At 39.1% G+C, this 21,975-nt stretch carries 21 protein-coding genes; 11 read left to right on the forward strand and 10 right to left on the reverse strand.

All coding sequences use genetic code 11. The features are described from left to right. Nucleotides 1-37: 37 nt before the first annotated feature. On the reverse strand, nt 38-529 hold the full coding sequence (locus FLM47_RS10970) for a histidine phosphatase family protein (protein WP_178956389.1): 492 nt from the start codon (nt 527-529) through the stop codon (nt 38-40). After that, entirely contained in the window at nt 526-1,680 is a 1,155-nt protein-coding gene (locus tag FLM47_RS10975; RefSeq protein WP_178956390.1) for a serine hydrolase, read from the reverse strand. Before FLM47_RS10975 ends, FLM47_RS10970 begins: the two co-directional genes overlap by 4 nt. Nucleotides 1,681-1,795: 115 nt before the next feature. Between FLM47_RS10975 and FLM47_RS10980 the strand changes: the two genes are divergently transcribed. The 6 genes from FLM47_RS10980 (at nt 1,796) to FLM47_RS11005 (ending at nt 7,872) form a co-directional block, all read left to right on the forward strand. Next, a complete protein-coding gene (locus FLM47_RS10980; protein WP_138608286.1) occupies nt 1,796-2,605 on the forward strand; it encodes a hypothetical protein in 810 nt (269 codons plus the stop codon). Nucleotides 2,606-2,964: 359 nt separating this feature from the next. Beyond that, nucleotides 2,965-3,822: a MipA/OmpV family protein gene (locus FLM47_RS10985; RefSeq protein ID WP_138605367.1), complete on the forward strand. Its 858-nt coding sequence runs from the start codon at nt 2,965-2,967 to the stop codon at nt 3,820-3,822. Further along, a complete protein-coding gene (locus FLM47_RS10990; protein WP_010387996.1) occupies nt 3,812-4,198 on the forward strand; it encodes a DUF3019 domain-containing protein in 387 nt (128 codons plus the stop codon). Before FLM47_RS10985 ends, FLM47_RS10990 begins: the two co-directional genes overlap by 11 nt. Before the next feature lie 41 nt (nt 4,199-4,239). Continuing rightward, entirely contained in the window at nt 4,240-4,944 is a 705-nt protein-coding gene (locus FLM47_RS10995) for a response regulator transcription factor (RefSeq protein WP_054201686.1), read from the forward strand. Between the two features lie 85 nt (nt 4,945-5,029). Then, nucleotides 5,030-6,319, forward strand: a complete 1,290-nt coding sequence (locus FLM47_RS11000) for an ATP-binding protein (protein ID WP_138605365.1) — start codon at nt 5,030-5,032, stop codon at nt 6,317-6,319. 197 nt (nt 6,320-6,516) lie between these two features. Continuing rightward, complete coding sequence (locus FLM47_RS11005) at nt 6,517-7,872, forward strand: sodium-dependent transporter (protein ID WP_010387992.1); 1,356 nt, start codon at nt 6,517-6,519, stop codon at nt 7,870-7,872. 49 nt (nt 7,873-7,921) lie between these two features. Here the strand turns inward: FLM47_RS11005 and FLM47_RS11010 are convergent, their stop codons facing one another. Then, nucleotides 7,922-8,365, reverse strand: a complete 444-nt coding sequence (locus FLM47_RS11010; RefSeq protein ID WP_178956391.1) for a GNAT family N-acetyltransferase — start codon at nt 8,363-8,365, stop codon at nt 7,922-7,924. A gap of 51 nt (nt 8,366-8,416) precedes the next feature. Further along, nucleotides 8,417-9,160 carry a sporulation protein gene (locus tag FLM47_RS11015; protein ID WP_008109135.1) on the reverse strand — a complete coding sequence of 248 codons (744 nt, stop codon included), beginning with the start codon at nt 9,158-9,160 and terminating at the stop codon, nt 8,417-8,419. 308 nt (nt 9,161-9,468) lie between these two features. Between FLM47_RS11015 and FLM47_RS11020 the strand changes: the two genes are divergently transcribed. Both FLM47_RS11020 and FLM47_RS11025 read left to right on the forward strand, forming a co-directional pair. Next, nucleotides 9,469-11,040: a cation:proton antiporter family protein gene (locus FLM47_RS11020; RefSeq protein WP_010387989.1), complete on the forward strand. Its 1,572-nt coding sequence runs from the start codon at nt 9,469-9,471 to the stop codon at nt 11,038-11,040. Between the two features lie 285 nt (nt 11,041-11,325). After that, on the forward strand, nt 11,326-11,547 hold the full coding sequence (locus FLM47_RS11025) for a DUF3820 family protein (protein WP_010387988.1): 222 nt from the start codon (nt 11,326-11,328) through the stop codon (nt 11,545-11,547). A gap of 107 nt (nt 11,548-11,654) precedes the next feature. Here the strand turns inward: FLM47_RS11025 and FLM47_RS11030 are convergent, their stop codons facing one another. The 6 genes from FLM47_RS11030 to ilvY all read right to left on the reverse strand — a co-directional run bounded on the left by FLM47_RS11030 (nt 11,655) and on the right by ilvY (nt 16,996). Then, the gene (locus FLM47_RS11030) at nt 11,655-12,890 is read right to left on the reverse strand and encodes an ATP-binding protein (protein WP_138605357.1); all 1,236 of its coding nucleotides are present in this window, start codon (nt 12,888-12,890) and stop codon (nt 11,655-11,657) included. A gap of 26 nt (nt 12,891-12,916) precedes the next feature. Next, entirely contained in the window at nt 12,917-13,609 is a 693-nt protein-coding gene (locus FLM47_RS11035) for a response regulator (protein WP_178956392.1), read from the reverse strand. 14 nt (nt 13,610-13,623) lie between these two features. Continuing rightward, nucleotides 13,624-13,989, reverse strand: coding sequence for a DUF3019 domain-containing protein (locus FLM47_RS11040; RefSeq protein ID WP_178956393.1), 366 nt, complete (start codon nt 13,987-13,989; stop codon nt 13,624-13,626). A 13-nt stretch (nt 13,990-14,002) separates the two neighbouring features. Continuing rightward, nucleotides 14,003-14,842 (reverse strand): MipA/OmpV family protein, encoded by an 840-nt coding sequence (locus FLM47_RS11045; RefSeq protein ID WP_256729714.1) that lies wholly within the window; start codon nt 14,840-14,842, stop codon nt 14,003-14,005. A 111-nt stretch (nt 14,843-14,953) separates the two neighbouring features. Beyond that, entirely contained in the window at nt 14,954-16,000 is a 1,047-nt protein-coding gene (locus tag FLM47_RS11050; RefSeq protein WP_138605350.1) for a GGDEF domain-containing protein, read from the reverse strand. Between the two features lie 90 nt (nt 16,001-16,090). Then, the gene (gene ilvY, locus FLM47_RS11055) at nt 16,091-16,996 is read right to left on the reverse strand and encodes an HTH-type transcriptional activator IlvY (protein WP_178956394.1); all 906 of its coding nucleotides are present in this window, start codon (nt 16,994-16,996) and stop codon (nt 16,091-16,093) included. Nucleotides 16,997-17,134: 138 nt separating this feature from the next. Here ilvY and ilvC point away from each other — a divergent pair, with 138 nt between their 5' ends. From ilvC to FLM47_RS11070, 3 genes are all read left to right on the forward strand, one after another. Further along, nucleotides 17,135-18,607 (forward strand): ketol-acid reductoisomerase, encoded by a 1,473-nt coding sequence (ilvC, locus tag FLM47_RS11060; protein WP_178956395.1) that lies wholly within the window; start codon nt 17,135-17,137, stop codon nt 18,605-18,607. Nucleotides 18,608-18,768: 161 nt separating this feature from the next. Further along, nucleotides 18,769-20,688, forward strand: coding sequence for a methyl-accepting chemotaxis protein (locus FLM47_RS11065; protein ID WP_138605344.1), 1,920 nt, complete (start codon nt 18,769-18,771; stop codon nt 20,686-20,688). 78 nt (nt 20,689-20,766) lie between these two features. Further along, entirely contained in the window at nt 20,767-21,957 is a 1,191-nt protein-coding gene (locus tag FLM47_RS11070; protein WP_178956396.1) for a tetratricopeptide repeat protein, read from the forward strand. The last annotated feature ends 18 nt before the right edge of the window (nt 21,958-21,975 follow it).

Raw genomic sequence — 21,975 nt, forward strand, 5'->3', positions numbered from 1 at the left:
TACAAAAACCAGCCGTGGCTGGTTTTTTTATATATAATTAAAAATCCATTATTCGCAACTTTGCTCTGTAGTTACCATCCTCAAACTTACTCAGCAAATAATAGTGCCCGAACTGCCCCTCATTCATATTTTCAATAGTTTGGTTACTCAATAACGAAGCCAATTGCGGTGTGGTATTACTATGCCCTACAACCACCACAACACCATTTTGTGCTAACAACTGATTTTTCAATGTCGTTAAATCAGCAGCATTATAAGTTATAACTTTAACATTAAAATACCTAGCTAAAGGCGCTGCAGTACTTAATGTTCGGTTATAGTTACTACTGTATAACGTAATGTCTGGATGGGCTTTAACTAGCGAAACCAAATGCTCAGCACGTACTTGCCCTCGCTCTGTTAAAAATGGATCATTGCCTGTTTGTTTTTCACTATGACGAAACAAATAAAGCTGTTCAGGCGCAGAAAAAGCAGGGTGGCACAGCAGTAATAGTAATACTGCCCATGCTGATTTTATCAATGTACTCATTGTTTTTTACCTCGTTTGTATGCCAATAAACGGTCTATGAACTCCGTAGTAAGCTCATTAATGAGCCCAGTTTCTGCATTTAAAATTAAACTAAACCCTACATTTAAGTGCGGAAAAACCACTAAGTCACTGCGGTAGCCTTGCACCCAACCACTGTGATAATAAAGCGTTTCATCATCATAGTCATACACACGCCAGCCTAGCCCATAGTAGGCTTCGTTCATGTGCTCTCGCCATACTCGTCTGTAGCGTTCTTTTTTAGTATGAGTATAAGGGCGTGTTTGCGTGGCCAATGCATCTAAGGATAATACCGATGGATATTGCCCTAATTGCGCATTTAACCAAATAGCCATATCTGACGCACTGGCGTTTACCCCTGCCGCGGGTGCAACTTTATAATAATTCTTTTTTAAGCGGGCGCTATACCAACGTTTTTTTCCACGCACGTGAGGGTGTGCATAGTTATTATCCTGCACCATGGCATCGTAACCCAAACTAGCATCATTCATTTCTAGGGGAGTAAAAAACGCCTCATTAAGCCACTGGGTATAGGTTTTGTTGGTACTTTTTAAAATTACGTCGTCTATTAAGCTAAACATTACATTTTGATAGCCATAGCAATCACCAGGGTCACAAATGGGTTTAACACTCAATAGTTTTTCAACAATGTCCTTATAACCCATCCGCGATTCGATTAAATTATCGTAAGCGTTAGGCACTAGACCACTAGAATGGCTTAAAATATGAAAAACTTTTAAATCATCTTTATAGCCAGTTTGCTTAAAATCCGGTAAATAATAACTAACAGGTAAATAAAGATTGAGCCGCTGTTCATTTGCGAGTTTAGCCGCTAACGACCCTGCAAATGTTTTCGATACGGAGGCTAAACGAAATCGAGTGTGCGGGTTGATTTTTTGCCCACCGCGCACCTTTGTATTACCCATAGTATGGATGTAGTCACGCGCTTGTGAGTTGACAATGGATAGCGCCCCTCCTGGGATTTTTTTTATTTTTAGTTTTTTTTCTGTATAGCGTCCATAACTTTTAACAAATGCTTCCCAATCAGGATCTGTGCTTGCGCTCGCCTGTAAATGCGTCCCGATAAGGAGCACGGCAAAAAAGTAAAAGGGTAAGGTGTTAAAATACTTCATTCTTAGCTAATTTTTCTTTTTTAGTCATAATCAACCGTTATAATATCATGAACTTTTACTCGGACTAACGTACAATATGTCCGATTAATGGCTTTTGAGTGGATGTAAAATATTTATGCGTTTTTTAGTTGTATCACTTTTTATAATATCAGCGTCAGGTTGTGCTGTCGTTAAACAACCCGCAGAACCTTTAGTTATGCCTGCAAAGCCTATGCTCAAGAGCCAAACTTACCAGTTAAAGTATGAAGCTGAGCATGCTTCACCAAAAGTGAAGTCGGTGCAATTACCCGCCCACAACGTGAAAAAAAATCAAACTGTTAGAGTAATCGTAGACCGTGCAAGTGTTACCGACACTTTGGTCTCTCAAATAAGCCAAGCCTTAATTGATAAACAGCTTAAGGTGACCACTAGCGAGAATAGCGATTATACGTTAGCAATTCATCAAGTTGATCTTGAATTTATAGATGACGCTAAGTACACCCTAGCGCAACCAGAAAAACCATATTCATTATTTTCAAAAGTAGCCCAGCAATTTCCGTCCCAACAATGCGCCAATATATTAGCCCAAGTTAGTATGCGACTTACTCACAAAGCATCGGGCGATGTGGTGTGGTTTGCTAAATCATCAATTGATAGTGCAAGCTTCCATCGTGAACCCCTTGTTTATAGCTTTAGCGAAGAAAAGAAGATCACTAATGAGCTAGAAGTTGTTGCATTTATACATAAGCACAACACCGAACAGGCTCGCCTAAAACGAGCTGAGCTTAATAATGAAGTAACGGCCCCTGCGTATAAAACCATTACAAAATTAAGTCGTTTAACTAAATTAAATGGGCCATGTACACGCACCGAAATAAGTGCTCTAACACCTATGATGCAATTTTACTTAAGCAGTATTCTTATTGATAAAATTAAAGTTCAGTAGTTGTTAGGACGACCGCTACATTTTTTTACAGATTTAGCTAAGAGTTTGACAATATACTAGGGTCTGTTGACCTTTCAAGGTTAAATTTGCAGCACTCTGTTTGGTATTTAGACAAGGCAGAGTCTTTGTGGTGTGGTTGCTCCCCATAAATAGGCGATAACGCAGCATCAATGCCAAACAGACGCTGCCCGAAGGGTTCTGCCTAGGGGCGATTTACTCTTTGTTGCTCGGTTTTTACTTAGCCCACTAGGTTACAAACTTCGCGCCGCGATTAAACCGCCCCTAGTTTGAACAAATTTTAATCCGCAAAGGTCAACAGACCCTAGCCTCTTTAGCAAACTCTAATTAAGGTTCCAAGGATGACGTATACTTCTCTTAAACAGTCTTTTGGTTGTGCGGCCTTATTAGTTGCCGCTATTTTTAGTGCCCAAAGCAGCGCCAGTAATCGTTACTATGCCGATAACACTTTGGAACCCACCACTGGGTTTGCCTGGGATTGGAGCGCTGGCGCAGGTTATTACATTGAAGACTCTTATTTAGTTGGCATGAACTCCTATGATGTTGGTGCAGAACTAGATTTGAGTATTGCAGTTTCTTACGATAATTTTTATCTAGATTTTGACCATAATCAGCTCAGCGGTGGACTTGTTTTAGGCTATAGCTTAATTAACAAATATGATTGGGGTCTTGATTTATTAGGCACCAACATTCAAGCAGGTTTTGATGAACAAGGTTTAGGCTTTTATAACGACGGAATAATTGATCCACTGCGTGGTATAAAAAAGCGTAACTATGATTTTGACACCGGCCTTCGATTAACACGCCGATTTGAAAACTCACAAGTTTCATTTGAATATTTACATGATATAAGCGGTGCTCATAATGGTTGGGTTGCCAATGTGTTTTTCAGCCATATTCAACCTTGGCGCAATTGGGAGTTTCGCTCCGGTATTGGCTTAAGTGCCTACTCTGCTGATTTTACAAACTATTACTTTGGTATTGATAGCGATGAAGCAAACGCAGCACGCCCTATTTATAGTACCGATGCCAGTACCAGTATTATGTTTGAATTTCATGCCGAATACCCCATCAATCAAGATTGGGTATTTTTAGCAGGCTGGTTAACCACTTGGTTTTCAAAAGAAATTGATGACAGCCCAATTATTTCCCAAGGATATCAACACAAAGCCAAGGTAGGCCTGCGTTATGTACTTTAGATTTTTTTACTGTTTGTTGTTTACATATTCGGGCTCTTTGCTTGCAGCCACTACACAACCACCCAGTGAACTTACTGCTGTTCCCGATACCTGTGTAGCCTTACGTGAAGGGCGTCAATGTTATGCCGATGTTGTCTTATCGTGGCAGCAACCAGAGGTAGGAAATTATTGTTTACGCGATGCGACTTCAAAATACATTATGCAGTGCTGGCTTAAACAGCGACAAGGCTCACTTAATTACGCCTTTGATTCAACCCAGAGCATTTCATTTGAGCTGTTTGATAGTAATACATCACAAGTGATTGCTGTAAGCGAAGTTAAACTACAATGGGTGTATCAAAATAGACAAAAAAAGCGGCGCTGGCGGTTATTTTAGCCACACACTATAAACATCATTCAGGTATACGAAGAAAGCTTATGGATAATTACGGTACTATTTTACTGGTTGAAGATGATATCTCTCTTGCACAATGGGTAACTGAGTATTTAACTGAGCAAGGCTATATTGTGCATGTATGTCATCGCGGTGATGAAGTTATAAGCCAAGTAAAGCATTTAAACCCACAGCTTATTTTACTCGATATTATGTTACCAGGTCTTGATGGTATCAGTGTATGCCGTGAGTTACGTAGCTTTTATCAAGCCCCTATAATTATGCTCACCGCACGAGATGAAGAAATGGATGAGGTCATTGGGCTTGAAGTCGGTGCCACAGATTACATTATAAAACCTGTTCGCCCTCGTGCACTGCTTGCTCGTATTAAGTCGGCTTTACGCTACAGCAGTGACACGCCTAAAACTGATGCTCAAGAGAGCATGATCAATATTGGTCAATTAAGTATTAATACCGAATCTCGTAACGTTACACTCAACCAGCAAGATGTGAATATTTCAAGCGCAGAGTATTTATTACTGCATTATTTAGCGAGCAACGCTGGGCAAGTTGTATCACGTGATGCGGTGTTTAAAGCAACCAAAGGCAGGGAGTATGACGGCCTAGATAGAAGCGTTGATGTGCTTATTTCTGCTTTGCGTAAAAAGTTTAATGATGATCCGCAAAAACCAGAAAAAATAAAAACTATTTGGGGGCGTGGTTATTTGTTTGTGACTACAGCGTGGTAAGTTTTAATGCCTGAGCGCTTAAATAATAAGCGCGACAATAATAAAAGTCACTTCAATACACCCAGCCTATTATGGAATAGCATCAATGAAAAAGTTTTATATTTCACTACTAGGCAGTGCGCTGCTTTCAATTATTGTTTTAGGTTGGCTTATTGATGCATTTAGCCAACAAGCACATGCACCTTTGGATGAGTTTAGTGTACAAAGCCAGATTATTGTCGGGTTAAGTAAACAGCTCACAGCTATAAAGCCACAGGCACGACCAGAACAGGTAACTAAGTTAGCCAAAGATTTTAACCTGACTCTTAACTACAAATTAAATCAGTCGCTAGCATTACCATCAGCGCTATTAGATAAAATGCAAACTCAAGGCGGGTTAATACTCGAGGACGAGCAAGGCTTTTACATGCTCTACACTAATGATGCATTAAGCCCTTACCATTTAACCATGCGTTTAGATAAGCCTTACGAGAGCACACAGCGAAACGACATAATTTTAACTTTGTTATTTTATACTGGCTTATGTGTTTTTATGGGTTTTATTATTACCCCTTTAGCAAAACGTCTTACAGTATTAAATGATGCGGCAAAACAGTTCGCATCCGGTAATGTTAAAGCCCGAATTAAGCCCTCTCGCTTTACCTATATTAAAGATGTGGAACTGACCTTTAACCGCATGGCAAGCCAAATTGAAAAGTTAGTAGCTGAAAATAAACTGATGGCCTCAAGCCTGTCCCATGATATAAGAACCCCAATAGCATGCTTACGCTTTGGTGTTGACGCTGCACTTGATAGCCATGATGAGAGCAAAATAAAGCATTACCTAACCCGTATGGAAACCGATTTGGATCATATGGAGTCAATGTTAAAAAGCTACTTAGCATTTGCTACTTTGGAACAAAATGCCAATAAACTCACTTACTCATCAGCAAACCTTAAACAATATCTAAGTGACATTGTGCTGCAGCTTGAACCAAGAATAACCGCACGTTCGCTTAATATTTCTTTAGAATGTGATGATCATACTATTTTTGCTGACTTACATTGGCTAGCAAGAGCGATCGCTAACTTAATTAATAATGCCTGCGATTTTGCACATCATCACATTAAAGTAACCGCCTCGCTACAAGAGCACACTCTAGTGATCAGCATTGCCGATGATGGCCCAGGCATAGCTCAAGAAAACAATCAAAAAGTATTTAGCCCGTTCTTCCGTGAGCGCAGCCACCGTAATCGCAGTGACAACAGTTACGGGTTAGGATTGGCTATCGTTGCCAAAGTAGCCGATTGGCATCATGGTTCAATAGAAGTGAGTAAAAGTGAGCACCTTGGTGGGGCCTGCTTTACACTTACGATTGCGCGGTTTAGATATTAATTAAACAAGTACCATCCGTTCTAACTAACGCAATATAATTAAAGAAATCGTGCTATTTATAATCAAAAAATGCACGTGTTATTTATATCTGAAAATAAAACGCAATAATTGTGCGACTAAGTCAAATAAGCACTTTTTATTTTTTTACAATTCCAGTAGATTGTCACGGCGTCGAAAAAATAGAGAAGCAAAATAATATGAGTGCAGTAAGAGGTGAGTTTAGCTCCCGCTTTGGTTTTATAATGGCTGCGGCAGGATCTGCTGTTGGGCTTGGTAATATTTGGGGTTTCCCGACACAAACAGCAAGTAATGGCGGGGCTGCCTTTTTAGTCGCTTACTTAGTACTGGCCTTCTTTTTAGCCTATCCTGCTTTAATGGCAGAGCTGATGATAGGTCGTCATGGACAAGCTAATGCGGTTTCTTCACTAACAAAATTAACCACTAAACCTTGGCAAAAGCAGTTTGCATTTGCTGTTGGCTTTGGCGGGATTTTATGTGCAGGCTTTATACTAAGCTTTTATGCGATTGTTGCTGGTTGGATGTTAAGTGCAACTTTAGAGCCGGTTACTACTCTCATAGGCGCAGATGCGGCATCTTCTTGGTTAAGTGAACAGTCACTTACACGTAACATTCTTTTTACTGTGGTATTTATTATTTTAACCGTTGCTATTATCAGCCGCGGTGTTGAAAATGGTATTGAAAAATGGTCAAAACGTTTAATGCCTGCTTTGCTCGGTATTTTGTTTGCCTTAATTGCCTATGTAATGACTCAAGAAGGCGCTGTTGAGGGATTAAAAGCTTACCTAGTCCCTGACTTTTCTTCTATTTTTGATCCCACCTTATTAGTCAGTGCACTAGGACAGGCCTTCTTTTCATTGTCACTGGGTACCAGTGTAATGATTATCTATGGCTCATATATCAGTAAAAAAGAAAACCTCGTCTCTTTGGGGGCTTATGTTACGCTTATTGATGTATTCATCGCATTTGTAGCAGGCTTACTGATTATCCCCGCGATGTATGTTGCACAAGCCCAAGGTGTTGAAATATTCTCGTCAACAACAGGTAAACTGCTTTCAGAAGACACCTTAGTATTTCAGGTTTTACCCGCCTTATTTGATGGCATGGGTGGTGTGGGTTTATTTGTTGGCTTTGCTTTTTTTGCATTAATGAGTATTGCCGCTCTAACCTCGTCAATTTCAATGCTTGAAGCGCCGGTATCGTACACTGTAGAGCGCTTTGCAATGAAGCGTGTGCAAGCAACATGGTTAATAGGTGCTTTAATTGCCATAGTTAGTATTACCATAGTGTGTAACTTAGGCACGTTATTTGGTTTAGTGATCACCTTAACAACTAAAGTCGCGCAACCTTTATTAGGACTTATGTGTTGTATTTTTGTAGGATGGATCTGGTATAGGTCATCACTGCTCAAAGCAATCCAGCAAGGTAACCCTGAAGTACATAACACCTTATTTTGGAAAATATGGCCTTGGTACACTAAGTTTGTATGCCCTATCGCCATTAGCTTAGTATTTTTACATTCTTTACTTAGCTAGTAAAACAAAAAAGGCCCACTAATGTGGGCCTTTATTTATTAAGAATTATCTACTGCTTTAAAATCATATCTTGATGGGGTATGCCATCTTCTAAGTACTCCTCCCCAACACACTCAAAACCAAATGAGCGATAAAAATTCAGTAGGTAGGTTTGTGCGCCTATATAAATATCACGAGTAGGCCACTGAGTTCTACAACAGGTAATAGCCTGGCTAACTAATTCTTTGCCTAAACCAGAGCTGCGCTGTGATTGAGCAACTAAAACGCGCCCTATCGCACTATAATGTGCATCTTTCTCATAACAACGAGCATAGGCATTTACTGTTTGCCTATTGAGTGAATACAAGTGGCGAGTAGCATCTGCAATATCCACATCATCAAGTTCGGGGTAAGGACACGCTTGTTCTACAACAAATACGTCAACACGTTCACGCATTATTGCAAACAGGGTTTGGGAGTCGAGCGCAGAGAATGGCTCACATTTAAACGCCATTTAAACACCTTTTATTATTACAGGGCCTTACTAAAAGGCCCCATAATCTTATTAAGCAAATAATCGCTCTAACTGATCACATAACTGAGATAAGTTAACATGATCATGCTCGATAGTTAAATCGACATAACCGTCACTTCTAAATGCTCTGTCTAACTCAATCAGTACATGCGTTTTATGCGCTTCAGGAATAAACGACAGTTCAATTTCCTTTATGCCAAATAAGCTGCGACTATTTGGTTGATATTCAAGCTCTTGATAACACCCAGACACAGATTGAAAAGTAGAAGCACGTAAATGGCCTTGCTCTACATCTGCTTTAACTAAACTAAATCCTAGCTTCTCCATTGCTTGCATACAGGTTTTAACTGCTTCATTCGGATAGATGTGCAAATGGTCTTTATCTGTTGGATCAAGCGCAAGGTCAATATCAAGCCCTGTTTCTAACCACACATAAGACTGGTTATAACCGGCATTAATTTCAGTAATTGGTGTTTCTGAATGCAAACGGGCTTCAAACGGGATAGTTTTAACTTCACCAGGCTCAACAGTACCAATGTCAGTTATGCGCCATTGATCAATAACATGATTAGTAAAGTAATCACCGTCTTCACTGGCCACTTTTACCCGGGTAACTAACATTAAATCCAAACCCGCAATTTCTTGACTCACATCACCTGCAGTAATAACAATTTGTGCATTGAATAGTTGGCCTGGCTGAAGATGCTCGGTTTCTAAAATGGTATCTACCTTGGCAGCACCAATGCCTACCGATGCTAAAATTTTTTTAAACATAGTTTCTCCTTAAGCTAAGCATACACTTGTTTGCTTACGCTTAAATTCCTTCGTTATGGCATCTTAACCACATTTAAAAGCGCTTGTCAGCGAAAAACTGCTATTTACATGCTGTTTACCATAAAACCGACCATTTATGTCTGTTTTTTGTACTTTATAGTCACTTTATACACGCATAACGGTGTTTTAGATATCAGGTGATAAATACTCATAATCAGCCTATTAGCTGTAGTAAATAAGTAGATTAATTGTCAATAAGCATTGTTTTTCGCTACACTACAATGCCAAGTGCAGTGATACTAATAACTATGGAACTAATTTATTTTGCTACCGCCTTCGTCTGCGGTTTTGGTATATATCAGCTAAAATTACCGCCGCTTATCGGCTTTCTTATGGCCGGATTTATTCTTAATTTAGCGGGTTACAAAAGCACGGAGCTACTCGAAACGATTGCCTCTTTAGGGGTCACACTGCTACTTTTTAGTATTGGACTCAAGCTAAAAATTGCTAACCTTATAAAACCTCAAGTATGGGCTCCTGCCACCATACACATCATTTTAAGTAGCGCATTGTTTAGTGGCTTCATGTTGTTGCTTGGTGTATTTGCACTGCCATTATTTGTCGATTTAAGCTGGCAAAGTGCATTGTTAGTCGGCTTTGCTTTAAGTTTTTCGAGTACGGTATTTGCTGTAAAAGTACTTGAAGAACGCGGTGAAATGGCAAGTTTGCACGGTAAAATAGCCATTGGTATTTTGGTTATGCAAGATATATTTGCAGTCATATTCTTAGCGGTCAGTACAGGTAAAGTACCGAACATTTGGGCCTTAGGGTTAATTGTTGCACTACCTTTGTTTCGCCCAATTATGTACTGGGTTTTAAACCGCTCTAAACACGGTGAGTTACTGCCGCTATTTGGCTTTTTCTTTGCATTGGTAGCTGGGTACAATGCCTTTGAATTCGCAGGATTAAAAGGCGATTTAGGCGCATTGATCATTGGCATGATGTTCGCCCCTCACAAAAAAGCAGGTGAGCTGTCTAAATCGCTGCTTAGCCTTAAAGATATATTACTGGTTGGCTTTTTCTTAAGTATTGGTTTAAGCGCAGAGCTTACTGCCCACTCTTTAGTCGTTGCTTTAATTTTAGTGTTGGTTATTCCTGTTAAAACGCTGCTTTACTACATACTAACTAACTTATTTAAACTGCGAGCTCGTACCTCTTTGCTCACCGCATTTAGTTTGGCTAACTTTAGTGAGTTTGGCTTAATTGTTTGTGCCGTTGCTGCATCTAGCGGCATGGTTACCTCTGAATGGCTCGCTGTTATCGCGATTGCCGTATCAATTACATTTGTGATTGCCTCCCCTTTAAATAAACGCTCTAACGAGCTGTACGTTAAAATTGAACGCCTCTTATTGAAGTTTGAAAGCAAGACCCGCTTAGCAGAAGAGCTTCCTGTAAACTTAAATGATACGAAAATAGTAATCTTTGGTATGGGTAGAATTGGCACCGGTGCCTATGAAACAATAAACGCAACCCACCCTGATGTGGTTGCAGGTATTGATATTAAACCTGAGGTGGTTGATAAACATATTAAACGTGGACGCAGAGTATTAATTGCGGATGCAACTGACCCTGATTTTTGGCAGCGTGTTAATCACTCTCATGTCGAAATGGTCATGTTAACTATGCCCAAACATATGCAAAATATTTTTGCCTTAGAGCAATTACAAGCATCAGGCTATAAAGGACAAGTAACAGCCATTGCTAATTACCCCGATCAGCAAAAAGAATTAGAAGATATGGGAATAGATTCTACATATAACTTTTACTTAGAGGCTGGTAGCGGTTTTGCAGAGCATGTAAAGCAAACCTTGTTTCCGTAATCGGGCTTAGATGCAAATAGATTGCATTTACATTCCTTTACATCTGAGTATTTTATTGGTCAAAAAATCAGGTAAAATGTCTGTGTTGGTTTAATAAAGCTAATACCTAAGTTTGTGTTTTATAAAAGACAAATAACGGACCCCTTGCTTTTAAGTGACCAATAAGATTCTCAAATTAGAGGGCCTACTCCCTCTATCAATAGGCTGTTACTTGCCCGTTACAGCCTATTTTATTTTCTTAAAATCCCTTACACTTATCCCCATTATTTATAAAAGATGTCAGTAATGGATCCTCAACAACTAAAAGTAGCGATTAACACCATTATGCCATTTGGCAAGTATGCGGGACGCCCTTTACTTTTGCTGCCTGAGCCATATTTAGTGTGGTTTAAACAACAAGGCTTTCCTGATAGCAAGCTTGGCTCTCAGCTCGCTATGATGTACGAAGTGAAGCTTAATGGCTTAGAGCAAATGCTGATGCCATTACTAGAAAAAAATAGTAAATAAAATAGAACTTTTCTATAAATGGTCTGTCTATCTATTTGCTACTTGTTGATTTTTTGGTTTTAAACCGCAAAAAAGCGCCTTTATGGCGCTTTTTTATTGTTTGGGATTTAGTTGTCGAGGGTGATAATAAACTTAACTCCACCCAGTGGTGAGTCTTCAATCTTACACTGCCCTTTATGCCAGCTAATAATTTTATTTACAATTGCTAGCCCTAATCCAAACCCACCGGTTTTTTTATCACGGCTTTTATCTAAACGGGTAAAAGGTTTAAACACTTTCTCACGTTCAGCATCCGCAATACCTGGGCCATCATCTTCAATAACCAGAAATAACTTTTCGGCGTTGGCAGTTAAACTAATATGCACAGTTTGCGTAGCATGTTTTAGTGCGTTACTAATTAAATTTTGTAGCACTCGCGACATAAAATGACTATCACATACGTAAATGAATTGACTCGGTAGCGTTGTTGTTAATTTAATAGGGGTATCAAAACTTACTTTTTCGATATTGGCTTTAATTAATGCGACGATATCACAAGGAGCCAATTGTAAGCTTGGTTGCTGTGTATCTAAACGAGCGTATTCCAACATTTCTGATACCAAGGATTCCAGCTCATGAATATCCATTTGCATATCAGATAAATAGTGCTGTGCTTTGATGTCCTGAGTTTTATCCTCTAACATCGCGATTGCAAACTTCAAACGCGCTAATGGTGTTCTAAACTCATGTGACACTGATGAGGTCAGTTCCTGTTGAGCACTCAATAAAAACTCAATCCGCTGCTGCATTACTTGCAACGTATCAGTGATGGGTAAAAAAAATGATTTAGAGCGGTCGCTTAATTGAAAATCTTGCGCGCCTCCGACGGCTTCACAGGCTTGGCTGAGCTTAGCAAAGTCTCGCCATAACAATAAGCTCCATAACCCTATCGGTAAGCTAATAATAAATAGCACCAATAAATAAGGTATTACGGTCCCAGTGTTTTTAGCTTTGACACCTACAGGACCTACTTGTAACAACTGAGAATTATTTAAAGTAACATACCAAACAATACGTTGCTGCTTATCATACAAGTAAAGGTAATTATTTTGAGCTAATTGTAATTGCTGCTCAGGAGGGAGAACTAAATCTTGCTGAGAGATAACTTGACTATCAAAATTATGCTTTAGCTGTTCAAGACCATCTGCCGTTTGAGAGAGCAGCCATAATGACTGCCCAAATTCATCATCTAACAAAACATGTTGCTCAGATTCATCATACGGCCAAAGCTGCTCTATAACACCACTGGCAATAAACAAAGAGGCAATAATATACACGTAAAGGCTTATAAATAGCTTCCCCATTAACCTAGCCTAATACCTTGCATTAATTACATGTCCCACGCATCTGATACAAATAAATAGCCTTGCCCCCACACCGTTTTAATACGGTATGGCTTATCACTATTATCACCAAGCTTCTTACGAATTCGAGATACACGTACATCAACGGTTCGATCTAGCCCGTCGTACTCACGTCCAATCATATGTTGGTGCACATGTTCTCGGCTGAGTACTTCTCCTGCATTTGAAGCTAATAACCACAGTAATTCAAACTCATGTGAGGTCAATACGATTTCTACACCGCTTAACTTTACAATACGACTGGTTTTATCTATTGATAAATCACCAAACTTAAGCTCCTCAATGGCTTTTACGCTAGGCTGTCCACGTCGCAATAATGCACTAATTCGAGCCAACAACACGCGCGGCTCCGCAGGTTTAATAACGTAATCGTCAGCCCCGAGCTCTAGGCCAATAACTTGGTCAAAATCTTCGCCCTTTGCAGTAAGCATTAAAATAGGTAAGGTGTATTTGTCGCGCACTTGGCGGCACACGCTAAAGCCATCTTTTCCTGGCAGCATCACATCTAGAATGATTAAATCAACATCGTTTTCACTCAGGTAAGGAAACACTTCGTCTCCGCGATCTAATACGTCAACTTCTAAGCCATTATGCTCAAGATAGTCTTTGGTTAATTGTTGCAACCCTAGGTCATCTTCAACAAGTAATATCTTTGGCATTTATTGCTCCTAAATTAAAAAAAGCTCCAAGGTGAGCGTAGCCGATGTTTCTTCTTCGCGTATGCAGTTTGCACTTCTACTTGCACACTCGCTAATGATACACCTGTAAGGGGATTAATCAGGGAGTATATGGTCTCCACCTGAACACGCGCTTTATAACTAAGTTGCCCTTTTTTTACCCCTTGCCAACATTTCAATTGAGTATATTGCTGGTATAAACACACATCGATTGGCTCAGGCAATTGCCACTTAAATTTTAACTCAAGATCACAGAACTCTTGTTGTTCGGAAACCACACAGACTTTGGGTGATACGTTAAGTGAAGGGGCTTTTGCAACACTTGGGTTGCTAAAAAATGAAGCTGCAAACACAACCAACATAAAACACTTCATATTAAAATGTATGTTCGAATCCTATAAAGGCGGTCATTGAATAGTCATGTTCAAATAGCGGGCTACTATCCATTGCTGAATAGTCATAATATGCTAAATGAAAACGAAGTGCGTTGGCTTTACCTACCGGCCAACGGGCGTCGATTTTAGCATAAGGTTGCCAGCTACTACCAACTTCTATTTTACCATATGAAAATTCTGCGCTGTTTAAGCCATAAAAGTAATTATTTAGTTTGGCTGATTTGTAGTTAACGCCTAAGGTTGATTTAAGTTTTAACAACTTAAGATCAAAATGGTATTGCCATTGTAATGATCCTCTGTAGCTATTATAAACACTATTTACATCATGCAATAATTGCGCAGAAAATACCTGTTGTTGTTTTACAAAAACATAACTGACGCCAGCATCCAGTACTACTCGTCTTTTTTGAATATTATTAATATTAATCTGGCGCGGAGATTCAACATCTTGTGATTCTAATATTTCGTTATTAGACATTGTTGTGAGCGGGAATATATTTTTCGGGTGCCAATCAATAAAAAACCGTGATTCTGGGTTAATCTCAGACACAAAGCTAATGTTATGCGTATCACTTTGTATAAAAGAGTAGCCTAAACGACCGTTATCAAAAAACCAATTTTGGCCATAATAAGCCACTTGTGGGACAACCACTAAAGGAATATTGTCTGCTCCATATAAAGGATTACTGATCACCCCTACCCCTAAGCTGACACTCATTTTAAGTTCATCAGTAGTGATATTTTGCTGCGTCTGAGCAATCGCATTAGCGCTAAACAACACCAATAAAATGCATATTTTTATTCTCAGATGTAACGCCATGGAGTTATTCACTAGTTTATAAAGTGGCTTTGACCCTATAGTAGCAAGTAGTATAAGTACAAGCTCTAGAAGGTTACAATCATTAACAAATTTGATACAAACGGAACACGTTTACAAATTGGCGGCTATTTCAACTCGATTTCGACCATGAGTTTTAGCTAAATAAAGTGCTCTATCGGCCTTTTCTACTAACAAACAGCTCTTACTAAAGGGCTCCATTAAAGCAATACCAAAACTTGCTGAGATATTACGTTTATTATTGCTATCTTCTTTTTTACGAATGGTTAATTTAGCAATACTCAAACGCAACTGATTACAAAATGTCATCGCATCATTAATGCTATCAAAGTAACCCGTAATACAAAATTCTTCACCACCGTAACGATAAGCATTATATTGTTCTTGCACACTATTTTGCACTTTTTGGGCAACAAGCTTGAGAACCTCATCACCTTTTTGATGGCCAAAATCATCATTAAAACGCTTGAAGTGATCAATATCTAACATTATTAACACGGCTATCTTAGCTTGCTCATCTTGTGAAGATGCATGAAGGCAAAACTCAACTATATCGGTATCAAATTTACCGCGATTTAATAACCCCGTTAGCGAATCTTTATCAACCGCTTCTTGAGTCATAGTGAGGGCTTCTTTTAAATCTTTAATCTCATTATATGCTTGCGCTAATTTAGTTTGGAAGCCGCGAGCATAATCTTGCATTGCAATTGATTCGTCTGTTAAACGCTCTACACAAGAGAGAATTTCATTAAATGAGTTTATACTAGAGAGTGTTTTTAACTCATTTTGTGAGTCAACTAACGAGGTGGTAAAACTTTTTGAATATTGAATAGAATCACTCAAATCAAACTGTACTTGCTCTACCGTATTATGAAATCTTTCAGACATTTGTTGGAAAAACGCTAACTCTTCATCATTTATATATTTATCGAATATTTCCTGTGCACTTTGAGCAGAACAAGTATTGTGCTGACCGATAACTCTATCAAGCTCTAAATTTAGTTGTGGATTATCGCCCTGTACATAACAATACCAAATTGCATAATTAATCGGCGTTACCGCCATTTTGTACTTCACCATAAGCGGAATGGCTTTTTTTAAACACTGGGCAGAATGAGCAAGTGAGGCAGTATTATCCATAATCGAAACTCTCAGACATCACAACAAAGATGTTAATAAACACATAAGTATTAGCGGTTTATATTAACAGTTTTTTATCATTCAACAAGCCTATATTATGTTTTCCCCCATATTTTGAGCAATATTCCACAGCGCACTAATCGCAGGATCATTTAATTCTTTGTGTAATACCGCCAAGCCAATTTTAAACCCTTGTGGGGGCTCATCTTTACTATCCAAAATCTGAACTTTATCGTTTAAAGGGCTATTATCGAGAACAATTTTTGGGATCATGGCCACACCTAAGCCCAAACTCACCATAGATACCATAGCCTCATGCCCAGCGACTTGTGCATAGATTTTTCCTTGCACGTTACTTTTTCGCCACCACTGCTCTAACCTTTGTCGTGAAAACCCTTGTTCAGCAACAATAAATTCAAGCTCTGACCAATCAATAGTCTCGCTGTTATTAGCTAGTTTTTCTGTGATCGGACATTGAATAGTGGGCGCAATTAATACCAGTGGCGAATAACCAATATCTACAAATGCAATTTGTGCAGGTAATTTACTGGGCCTAGCTGCAATAGCCATGGATTCGTGACCGTCTAATACACGATTTATTGCCAGAGCAGGGTCGCCCGTATTTAAGGTGATTTCAATATGCTGATGCTGAGCCCTGAGCTGCTCCAAAATATGATGCAAAAAACTATAAGATGCAGTAACAGAGCAATAAAGGCTCACATTGCCATAAATATGTTGCTGCGGTTCGTTTAAATTGGCCTTAAAACGCTGCCAATTACTGAGCGTTGCACTAGCATACTCCTTAAATGCAACGCCTTCGCGAGTAAGTTTGACACTGCGATTATCTCGCTGGAACAGCATCACCCCTACTTCATCTTCTAACTGCTTAATATTACGACTTAAAGTAGGCGCACTTATGTGGCACAACTCACTGGCACGAGAAAAATGAAGCGTTTTTGCCAACGCCAAAAAGTAATGTAAATGCTTATGATCCATAACAACACCAGTATTTCAAATTATGAAATACTTTAATTCAAATATATCATTTTACGCAAGAAGATATTTTTCATATGGTTATTCCAAGCAAAGCAAATGCAATGCATCTAACAAATTGAATTAATAGGAACCTTAATCATGGCAAATTATTTTAATAGCTTACCTTTACGTGAACAATTAGCGCAACTGGCACAATGTGAGTTTATGGGGGCAGACGAATTTAACGATGGTGTTGCTGCACTCAAAGGTAAAAAGTTAGTGATTGTAGGCTGTGGCGCACAGGGCTTAAATCAAGGCTTAAATTTACGTGATTCGGGTTTAAATGTAGCCTATACACTGCGTGAATCAGCGATTGCTGAGCGTCGTCAGTCATTCTTAAATGCATCGGAAAATGGTTTTAAAGTGGGAACATATGAAGAATTAATCCCAACAGCCGATGTAGTACTTAACTTAACACCTGATAAGCAACACACTGCGGTTGTTAATGCCATTATGCCATTAATGAAACACGGCTCAACGCTTGCTTACTCACATGGCTTTAATATTGTTGAAGAAGGCATGCAAGTTCGTGAAGACATTACCGTTATTATGGTTGCTCCAAAATGTCCGGGGTCAGAAGTACGTGAAGAGTATAAACGCGGCTTTGGTGTACCGACACTCATTGCGGTTCATCCAGAGAACGATCCTCAGGGTCATGGCTTGGCACAAGCAAAAGCCTATGCCGCAGGTACAGGTGGTCATCGTGCGGGAGTACTTAAATCATCGTTTATTGCTGAGGTTAAGTCTGACTTAATGGGTGAGCAAACCATTCTGTGCGGCATGCTACAAACTGGCTCTATTCTATGTTTTAATAAAATGATTGATAAAGGCGTTGATGCTGGTTATGCCTCAAAGCTAATTCAATATGGCTGGGAAGTGATCACAGAAGCACTTAAGTATGGCGGCGTTACCAATATGCTTGACCGTCTGTCAAACCCTGCCAAAGTAAAAGCGTTTGAATTAAGTGAGCAGCTAAAAGTAATCATGCGTCCACTGTATAACAAACATCAAGATGACATTATCGATGGCACATTTTCACGAGTAATGATGGAAGACTGGGCAAATGATGACGCTAACTTATTAAAGTGGCGTGCTGAAACTGCAGAAACTCATTTTGAAAAAACCCCAGCGAGTGATGTAGAAATTACTGAGCAAGAATTTTTTGATAACGGCATTTTAATGGTAGCCATGGTTAAAGCTGGCGTAGAGCTGGCATTTGAAACCATGACTGCAGCCGGTATTATTGAAGAATCTGCCTATTATGAGTCATTGCATGAAACGCCGTTAATTGCTAACACCATTGCACGTAAAAAGCTGTTTGAAATGAATCGTACTATTTCCGATACGGCAGAGTATGGCTGTTACTTATACAACCATGCATGTTTGCCACTACTACAAGAGTTTATGCAAGATATTGATACCGATGTTATTGGCAGAGGCTTAAATGAGCAAAGTAACCAAGTAGATAATCAAACATTGATTCAAATAAATACCGCACTGCGTGAACACCCTGTTGAAAAAGTGGGTGCTAAATTACGCGGTTATATGTCGGCAATGAAAAAAATAGTGTAACTCTATAACCCTAGAACTTTCAATTGTTAGAAGCTAAGCCCATTTGCTTTTTGCTGTGGGCTTTTTTTATTTAAATGTAAATTATTCATCAATAGCCGAAAATAAATAATGTGCTAGAATAATCGCCTCATTGCCTCAGTTGTAAATATATAAGCACTACCATGACGATACAAAATCTCTCTATTACTCAAAAAATAACAGCGCTTGGAAGCATTATTGCTATTTGTGTTGCTGTATTAATTGGTTTGACGTCTTTGCATAACTCAAAGAATATTATTGAGCAACGCATGATCGAATCAGAACTGCCAAGTAAGCTGCAAACAATCAGTAATCATATTGGTGGGGAGATCAATGAACTTTTAGGCGCAGCACAGCAGCTTTCTGCCAATACCTTTATTTTAGATTGGGCAAACTCTGGCAACACCAACGATGCGTTGTTACTAAAAGAACTCAATCGTTTGGTTGAGCAATATGACCTTGCCACCGCTTCGTGGGCTAATAAAAACACCGCGCAATATTGGAACCAAGATGGCTTTTTACGTGTTTTAAAAAATGATGCTGCAGATGGTTGGTTTTTTGCTTTTACTCAATCTAAACAACCTTATTCAATCAGTATTTATCAGGAATCTGCAAACGATGTAAAAATGTTTGTTAATCATCAGCAGCTTAATGGATTCGGCTTAGCGGGATTAGCAAAAAGCATTACTGATATGCAAAAACTGCTACAGCAGTTTAAAATTGAACAGTCAGGGTTTGTATTTATTGCCGATAAAAATGGCTTAATTCAGCTACATAAAGATGCAGCTAAAGTCGCTAAGGTTAATATAGATAGTATTTACAGTGCTAATATTCATCACAAATTACTTGATGAAAACGGTTTTGCTTTAGAAGAAGTAAATATTAACGGACAAGCCACGCTGATTGCTGCCACACCAATTAAAAACACCGACTTATTTGTGTTAGCTCAAGTACCAAAAAGTGAAGTATTCGCAAGTGTAAACACCCTAGAGTGGCAAATATTCACATTCACTATCATGACAGCACTTATCGCAAGTGTGATCAGTTACTTGTTAGCTCGCTCTTTAGCCTCACCGTTATCAAAAATGGCAGAGTTGTTTTCTCGTTTAGGTCGAGGTGATGCTAATTTAGCGTATCGTCTACCCACATCACCTCAACCTGAACTCAATAATTTGACGTCGGGCTTTAATCAGTTTATTGAAAAGATAGAAACCGCCATTGTGCAAGTAGCTGATGAAAGCCATGGTATTCGTCAAAGCTCTGATCATGTCTTTGCACAAGCAAAACAAAACTCGTTAGCGCTGGATAAACAAAAAGAGCAAACTATTTCGGTTGCTGCAGCGATTAATGAAATGGGCGCTACCGTGCAAGAAATAGCACAAAGTGCAGCGAATGCAGCTAAGTTAACTAACGATAGCCGCGATAATACCAAACAAAGCCATCAACAAGTACTACAAAGCCAAACGACAATATCAGCTCTTGCCAGCGATATTGATGGTATTACTGAGCAAGTTGCACTGCTTTCTAAAAAGACCATAGATATTGCCAGTATTGTAGATTCAATTAGAGGGATTTCAGAGCAGACCAACTTACTTGCACTTAATGCAGCCATTGAATCTGCACGTGCAGGTGAGCATGGTCGTGGTTTTGCAGTCGTTGCAGATGAAGTAAGAGCTCTGGCGAATCGTACGTCGCAATCAACCACTGAAATTCAATCAATGATTGAAGAGCTTACTCAAATTTCAGATGATGTTGTAAATGATATCAGCCAATCGAAAGGTAAAGCCCAACAAAGCGTCAGCGCAATGCAAAGCTCGGTTGAGTTGCTTAATACGATTACTGAAACAGCGAATGAAATTAACGACATGGCAACTCTAATTGCCACAGCCACCGAGCAGCAAAGTAGCGTTGTAAATGATGTCGGTCGAAGTATTGAGCAAATTAGTGAGATCAGTGATAAATCAATGAGTGAACAAATCAACACCGAACAAGCAATTCGCGATTTAGCCACCAGTGCACAAACACTTGATGCGCTAGTAGCCACGTTTAATCAGCAGCGTTAAACAGTTTGTTACATTAAAAAATAACCTCTGTATGAAATAACCACTATACTTGAGTGTGTTTTTTGTACAGAGGTGTGTATGAGTACTGTTCAAGCTAAACATTATTTACTGGCTGCTTGTTTGCTGAGTTTAAGTGCGTGTAGCACTACAGATAACGCCAATTTAAGCACGCCCCCCCCTATTATTACTCCCCCAATGCAACTTAAACAGCAGCTTGTAGAGTCTGAACAGCAAATATTTCAACTCGATCAGAGCCTTAAACAACAATTAAGTGCTTACGTACAAACAAATAAATCGGCTGATGAAATTGCCTATAGTCTACTCAGTTTTTTACTCTCAAATGGTGATAACTCACTATCTTATCAATCAACTGGCACACAAACGGCGTCTCAAAGCTATCAAAATTTAAATGCTAACTGTCTTTCCCTCTCAATTTTAGCGTATAGCTTAGCCGAACATTTAGGCCTGAAGGCTCGCTTTCAGAAAGTACATATTCCTGAGTACTGGGCGTTAAATCGAGGGTTTAATTTACTCACTGGGCACATAAACATTGCTATAGACAATAAGACTAAATTCAAAGACAGCTCACTTGTTTATCAGCGTAATAAGCGTTTAATCATTGATTTTGATCCTAATAGCCGACAAGCTCGTTTTGCAACTTCATCGCTGTCGAAAAAACGAGTGACCGCCATGTTTTATAATAACAAAGGCGGCGAGGCACTGATTAATAGGCAGTTTGATTTAGCTTATAGTTATTTTAAAGCAGCTATCAATACCGACTCTTCATTTAGTGCAAGCTGGGGGAATTTAGGAGTACTCTTTAAACAATTAGATGACCTCCAACAAGCTGAGAAAATGTATCATTTTGCCATTGCCTTAAACGCCAATGATAATACTGCGCAAGGTAATTTAGCATTATTATATAAACTCACAGATAGAGTAGCCGAAGGCGAAAAGCTATTGGCAAAACTTGACAAAAAGCGCCAAACTAACCCTTATTATCATATATCGCTTGGTAACAGTGACTATGTAAGTGGTGACTATACAAATGCGATTAGTCATTATAAAAAAGCTAACGCTATGTCGCCAACATTACATGAAAGTCACTTTGGGTTGGCGCGCAGTTACTTTAAATTAAGTAATATAACTAAAGCGGAGTTTCATCTACGTAAAGCTAGAAAAAAAGCAGACTTCATTCATCACAAACAGCGCTATGACAATAAGCTCATTGCATTAAAATCACTTACTGCGAAGGCGAATCATTATTAAATTATTTAGCTTAACCTG

Origin of the sequence: Pseudoalteromonas sp. Scap06 (assembly GCF_013394165.1) — a bacterium.
Classification (GTDB): Bacteria; Pseudomonadota; Gammaproteobacteria; order Enterobacterales; family Alteromonadaceae; genus Pseudoalteromonas.